Annotated in this window: 4 protein-coding genes and 1 pseudogene; 4 read left to right on the top strand and 1 reads right to left on the bottom strand. The window is 73.3% G+C overall.

Annotation, left to right across the window (positions count from 1 at the left end; translation table 11 throughout):
• The 4 genes from AOK09_RS33560 to cimA form a co-directional block, all read left to right on the top strand.
• On the top strand, window positions 1-1,573 hold a 1,573-nt coding region (locus AOK09_RS33560; RefSeq protein WP_157876140.1), incomplete at its 5' end, for a S8 family serine peptidase.
• Between the two features lie 60 nt (window positions 1,574-1,633).
• Complete coding sequence (locus tag AOK09_RS33555; protein ID WP_055590998.1) at window positions 1,634-2,677, top strand: 3-isopropylmalate dehydrogenase; 1,044 nt, start codon at window positions 1,634-1,636, stop codon at window positions 2,675-2,677.
• Window positions 2,678-3,018: 341 nt separating this feature from the next.
• A complete protein-coding gene (locus AOK09_RS33550) occupies window positions 3,019-4,131 on the top strand; it encodes a branched-chain amino acid aminotransferase (RefSeq protein WP_055590997.1) in 1,113 nt (370 codons plus the stop codon).
• A gap of 447 nt (window positions 4,132-4,578) precedes the next feature.
• The gene (cimA, locus tag AOK09_RS33545; RefSeq protein WP_055590996.1) at window positions 4,579-6,198 is read left to right on the top strand and encodes a citramalate synthase; all 1,620 of its coding nucleotides are present in this window, start codon (window positions 4,579-4,581) and stop codon (window positions 6,196-6,198) included.
• A 187-nt stretch (window positions 6,199-6,385) separates the two neighbouring features.
• Here the strand turns inward: cimA and AOK09_RS33540 are convergent.
• Window positions 6,386-6,617: pseudogene (locus tag AOK09_RS33540) on the bottom strand (ATP/GTP-binding protein); the annotation flags it as partial.

Genomic DNA, 6,617 nt, shown 5'->3' with positions numbered 1-6,617 from the left:
CGGCACCTCGATGTCGGCCCCGCACATCACCGGGATCGCAGCGCTCGTCCGCGCCGCCCATCCGGACTGGACGGCGACGGAGGTCAAGGCCGCGCTGATGAACACCGCCGATGCGGACCTGACCACGGGCGACTCCGGAACCGGCGCGGTCTACGGACCGGAGCGGGCCGGCGCCGGGCGGGTCCGGGCCGACCTGGCGGTGCGCACCCCTGTGATCGCCTATGCGGCGGGACCGGACGTGCCGGAGGGCGCGGTGGGGGTCTCCTACGGCGACGTGCCGGCCGGCGGACCGCTGACGCTCACCCGTGAGGTGGAGGTGCGCAACCTGGGCGACCGGCCGGTGGCCTACCGCACGGGCTACCGGGCGGCGACCGAGGTGGCGGGGGCGTCCTACACCGTGGAGCCGGCCGAGGTCACCGTCCCCGCGGGCGGCGCCACCCGGCTGAGGATCACCCTGCGGGTACCGGACCCGGCCGCTCTCGGCCGGGGGCCCGATCCCACCATCGCCGCCCGGCAGGGGGGTCACCCCCGGGCGTACCGTCCGGAGTTGTCGGGCCGGATGACGCTGACGCCCGTGGGCGACGGGGGAGTGCCGGAGCTGCGGGTGCCGGTGTTCGCCGCGCCGCATGCGGTCTCCGGTCTCACCGCCGCCCTCGCGGCGCGGATGCCCCTGGACACCGCGGGCCGCTCAGGTCTGCTGCTGCGGATCGGCCCCGCCGAACCGGGGGACTCCGCCGAATCGGGGGACCCCGCCGGACCGGGGGCCGCGGTCCCCTCCCTGGTCAGCGCCTTCGAGCTGGGCGGACAGAGCGACCGCTGGCCCGACTGCAACCCCCTGGTGGCCACCGTGCCCTGCGCCTCCACCCCGGGTGACCGGATCGCCGACCTGCGGCTGGCGGGCGCGGCCAGCGACGCACCGGCGGTCGCCGCCAGGGGTGGCGACCCCCTGCGGGACGGCACCCTCTATCTGGCCGCGACCACCTGGGCGCCCGCCGCGACCCCGGTCGGCAGGACCGCGGTGCGGGCCTCGCTGGACACCGACGGCGACGGCCGCACCGATGCGGTGGTCGAGGCCGACCGGCTGGCCGGGAGCGACGTCCTGGTGGCCCGTACCCTGGACGCCACCACCGGCAAGGAACTGGATGTGCAGCCGCTGGACGCGGGCTGGGGCGGCAGCGACCCGTTCCTGCTGGACAGCGACACGGTGGTGCTGCCGGTGAGGCTCGCCGCGCTGCCCGGACTGCGGCAGGGCGGCGCGCAGCTCCGCTACGGTCTGTGGACCGGACCCGCCGGCGGCAAGGGCGTCCCCGACGTCCAGGGCGCGTTCGACGGCATCGGCCTCACCGACGGCCGTCCGGTGCTGCCGCTGGACGTGCTGCACCCGGCGCTGGACATCCGTGGCGGGATCGACGGACCCGCCGCGCTGGCCCTGCCCGAGCAGCCCGGAGCGGTCCTGGAGGTACGCCGTGACCTGTGGGCGTTCGGGACCAGGTCCGCCATGGCTCTGCTGCTGGTCCACCACCGCAACACCCCGGGGCGGCAGGCTCAGGTGATGCCGCTGCCGCTGTGGTGAATGCGTCCACATAGCGGACGTCAGATGTCAGTCCATGGGACGAGGAGTAGGGTTCCGGCCATGTCTCGCAGCATCCGCCTCGCAGTGATCCCCGGTGATGGAATCGGCCAGGAAGTCGTGGCCGAGGGCCTCAAGGTGCTCGGGGCGGCGCTGCCGGCCGACACCAAGGTCGAGACCACCGAGTACGACCTCGGCGCCCGCCGCTGGCACGCCACCGGGGAGACCCTCCCCGACTCCGTGCTGGAGGAGCTCAAGGGCCACGACGCCATTCTGCTCGGCGCCGTCGGCGACCCGTCGGTGCCGTCCGGTGTCCTGGAGCGGGGCCTGCTGCTCAAGCTCCGCTTCGCCTTCGACCACCATGTCAACCTCCGCCCGGGCAAGCTCTTCCCCGGTGTGAAGTCGCCGCTGGCCGGCGAGCCGGAGATCGACTTCGTGGTGGTCCGCGAGGGCACCGAGGGCCCGTACGTGGGCAACGGCGGCACCCTGCGCACCGGTACGCCGCAGGAGGTGGCCACCGAGGTCTCCCTCAACACCGCCTTCGGCATCGAGCGCGTGGTACGCGACGCCTACCGCCGTGCCGCGGCTCGCCCCCGCAAGAAGCTGACGCTGGTCCACAAGAACAACGTGCTGGTGCACGCCGGCCACCTGTGGACCCGTATCTTCGAGCGGGTCGGCCAGGAGTTCCCCGAGGTCAGCACCGACTATCTGCACGTCGACGCGGCCACGATCTTCCTGGTCACCCAGCCCCAGCGGTTCGACGTGATCGTCACCGACAACCTCTTCGGCGACATCCTCACCGACCTGGCCGCCGCCGTCACCGGTGGTATCGGGCTGGCCGCCAGCGGCAACATCAACCCGAGCGGCGAGTTCCCGTCCATGTTCGAGCCGGTGCACGGCTCCGCCCCGGACATCGCCGGCCAGGGCAAGGCCGACCCCACCGCCACGGTGCTCTCGGTCGCCATGCTGCTGGAGCACCTCGGCCTCACCGCCGAGGCGGCCCGGATCGAGGCGGCCGTCGCCGCCGACCTGGCCGAGCGAGTAGGCGGCCCCGCCCGCTCCACCTCGCAGATCGGCGACGCGCTCGCCACCCGGGTGGCCGGCTGACCCTCCCTCCTCGCAAGGAGGGACCCACCCTCGCCCGCCCCGGGCGAGGAGGGTTCACGCCACGCCCCGCCCCTTCATCCGAAGCGGCCCGGACGCGACGCCGGATCCGGCAGGTCGGCACCCACGACCTCCGGCACCCTGCCCCGCATCTCCGGGCCGCTTCGCGACGTTCCGGCCGGGATGCCGCGACCGTCCGTCACCGGCGGACGGCCCGGTACCCACGGCTGTCCGACCGGGCCCCGGAGATGCGACCATCGAACCTGGGCCTCCCGGGAGCTCGCCTTCGCCGGCGAGCCGTCCGGTGGTCCGCAACGACGAGACGGTGAAGGACACACGCAGCCATGACGACGCCCGCCCAGGCTCCCCTCAAGATCGAGCTCAAGCCCTCCTCCAACCCGCTGTCCGCAGCGGAGCGCGAGGCCCGCCTGGCCAACCCAGGCTTCGGCCGCGTCTTCACCGACCACATGGTGACCATCCGCTGGACCGAGGGACGCGGCTGGCACGACGCCCAGCTGGTCCCCTACGGGCCGCTGGAGATCGACCCGGCCAACATGACCCTCCACTACGGTCAGTCGATCTTCGAGGGCCTGAAGGCCTACCGCCGGGCCGACGGGACCGTCGCCACCTTCCGTCCGACCGCCAACGCCGAGCGCTTCCAGGCGTCGGCCCGCCGCCTCGCCATGCCCGAGCTGCCGGTCGAGACCTTCGTTGAGGCCGTCGAGCTTCTGGTGCAGCAGGACGTCGACTGGGTGCCCAGCCGGCCCGAGCAGAGCCTCTACCTGCGGCCGTTCATGTTCGCCACCGAGGTCGGGCTGGGGGTGCGCCCGGCCAACGAGTACCTCTTCATGCTGATCGCCTCCCCGGCCGGCGCCTACTTCCCCGGCGGCGTCAAGCCGGTCTCCGTCTGGCTCTCCGAGGAGTACGTCCGCGCCGCGCCCGGCGGCACCGGCGCCGCCAAGTGCGCGGGCAACTACGCGGCCTCGCTGGTCGCCCAGGCCCAGGCCGCCGAGCACGGCTGCGACCAGGTCGTCTGGCTGGACGCGGTGGAGCGCCGCTGGATCGAGGAGATGGGCGGCATGAACCTGTACTTCGTGTACGGGGAGGGCGACAGCGCCCGGATCGTCACCCCGGAGCTCTCCGGCTCCCTGCTTCCCGGCATCACCCGCGACTCCCTGCTCCGGCTGGCCTCCGACCTCGGCCACCCGACGGCCGAGGCCCGGATCTCCGTCGACGACTGGAAGTCCGGCAACGCCGACGGCACCCTCACCGAGGTCTTCGCCTGCGGCACCGCGGCCGTGATCACGCCGGTCGGCTCGGTGAAGTCCACCCGCGCCGACTGGACCGTGGGCGCGGGTGAGCCCGGACCGGTCACCATGCGGCTGCGTGAGGCCCTGCTGGCGGTCCAGACCGGCCAGGCCCCGGACACCCATGGCTGGATGCACACCATCTGCTGACCGCCCGGCCCGTACGGCGCCCCGCCGCCCGGGGCGCCCTACGGCGGGCGGCACCTCCGCGGTCCGCGGCGCAGCACCGCCGGAGGACCTGCGGTGCGGACGGGGATGGCTGCGCCCGTCCGTTACGCGCCCGTATGCTGAGACCGATTTGTGCCGATCACGGGGGCCTGTGCAAGACTGCGACCGTGTCCTCGCTCGTCGTGATTATTGGCAGCAGGCGCGCCGGTCCGCAGTGACCGCTCCGTATGAGGACCCGACACGGAGCGACCACCGTGTCCCAGACCCGCGCGCAGACCTCTCGCACCCGCGAGGGGTCTTTTGTTTTGGACCGGCGGCGGAGGACCTCCCACAAGGAGGCCGTCCGCCCCGGCCGGCGCCAGGGCCTCGGGGGACAGTGGAGCCGGGAACCCGGCAGGCAGTACCCACCCGGACAGGAGAACCACGGCCATGACCGAGGCCAACAGCGGCGGAGCAAGCCCCCTGGGCGACGCCTTCCACGTCTTCGACACCACCCTGCGCGACGGGGCGCAGCGCGAAGGCATCAACCTCACCGTCGCGGACAAGCTCACCATCGCCCGGTACCTGGACGAGTTCGGCGTCGGCTTCATCGAGGGCGGCTGGCCCGGCGCCAACCCGCGGGACACCGAGTTCTTCGCCCGCGCCCAGGCCGAGCTCCAACTCACCCACGCCCAACTGGTCGCCTTCGGCGCCACCCGGCGGGCCGGCGGCAGCGCCGCCGACGACCCCCAGCTGGCCGCCCTGGTCGCCTCCGGCGCCCCCGTGGTCACCCTGGTCGCCAAGTCCCACGACCGGCACGTGGAACTGGCGCTGCGCACCACCCTCGAAGAGAACCTGGAGATGGTCCGGGACAGCGTCCGCCACCTGCGGGAGCACGGCCGCCGGGTCTTCATCGACTGCGAGCACTTCTTCGACGGCTACCGCCGCAACCGCGACTACGCCCTGGACGTGGTGCGGGCCGCCCATGACTCGGGCGCCGACGTGGTGGTGCTCTGCGACACCAACGGCGGGACGCTGCCCGGCCAGGTGGCGGAGATCGTCGCCGACGTGATCGAGCAGACCGGCGCCCGGATCGGCATCCACGCCCAGGACGACACCGGATGTGCGGTCGCCAACACCCTGGCGGCGGTCGACGCCGGTGCCACCCATGTGCAGTGCACCGCCAACGGCTACGGCGAGCGGGTCGGCAACGCCAACCTCTTCCCGGTGGTCGCGGCCCTGGAGCTGAAGCTGGACCGCAAGGTTCTGCCCCCGGGCCGGCTCACCGAGATGACCCGCATCTCCCACGCCATCGCCGAGGTGGTCAACCTCTCGCCGTCCACCCACCAGCCGTACGTCGGGGTCTCCGCCTTCGCCCACAAGGCCGGGCTGCACGCCTCCGCCATCAAGGTCGACCCCGACCTCTACCAGCACATCGACCCCGAACTCGTCGGCAACACCATGCGGATGCTGGTCTCCGACATGGCCGGCCGGGCCTCGGTGGAGCTCAAGGGCCGGGAGCTGGGCTACGACCTGTCGGCCGACCGGGACCTGGTGGGCAGGGTGGTCGCCAGGATCAAGGAGCAGGAGAAGGCCGGCTACACCTACGAGGCCGCGGACGCCTCCTTCGAGCTGCTGCTGCGCGACGAGGTGAAGGGGCGTCGTGAGCGCTTCTTCGAGGTGGAGTCCTGGCGGACCATCATCGAGCAGACCCCCGCGGGCGGTGCGCTCAACGAGGCCACGGTGAAGCTGTGGGCCAAGGGCGAGCGGATCGTGGCCACCGGCGAGGGCAGCGGCCCGGTGGACGCGCTGGACAAGGCGCTGCGCAGCGCGCTGGAGCAGATCTACCCGCAGCTCGCCAAGCTGGAGCTGGTGGACTACCGGGTGCGCATCCTGGAGGGCCGCCACGGCACCGGGTCGGAGACCCGGGTGCTGATCGACACCTCCGACGGCGCCGCGGAATGGTCGACGGTGGGTGTGGCGCCCAATGTCATCGCCGCCTCCTGGCAGGCCCTGGACGACGCCTACACCTATGGTCTGCTGCGGGCTGGGGTCGAGCCGGAGGCCTGAGAAGGCCCCGGGGGGCCGGTGCGTCCGGTCGCCGGCTCCCCGCCCCGCCCCCCGGGCGCTCGCCCGTACGGGCGAGCGCCCGGGGGCCTGCAGGGACCGTGCACCTGCGGCAGGGAACGCCGAGGGCCCCGGGGACCGCCGCACGGAGAACCGGGCGGCGGCCCCTGGGGCCTGGGTACCGGACGGCCTAGCGCAGCCGCGCCAGCAGGGCGTGCTCGACCAGCGTGATCAGCGCGGACTTGGCGCTGTCCCGGCGGCGGGCGTCGGTGGTGATGATCGGGGTGTCCGGGCCGAGCTGCAGAGCCTCGCGGACCTCTTCGGGGCTGTGCGGCTGGTGTCCGTCGAAGCCGTTGAGGGCCACGACGAACGGCAGGCCGCTGTTCTCGAAGTAGTCCAGCGCGGGGAAGCAGTCGGCGAGG

This window comes from Peterkaempfera griseoplana (assembly GCF_001418575.1).
Taxonomy (GTDB): Bacteria; Actinomycetota; Actinomycetes; order Streptomycetales; family Streptomycetaceae; genus Peterkaempfera; species Peterkaempfera griseoplana.
The sequence above is the reverse complement of the archived record's forward strand: the minus strand, read 5'-3'. Positions and strand labels throughout refer to the sequence as shown.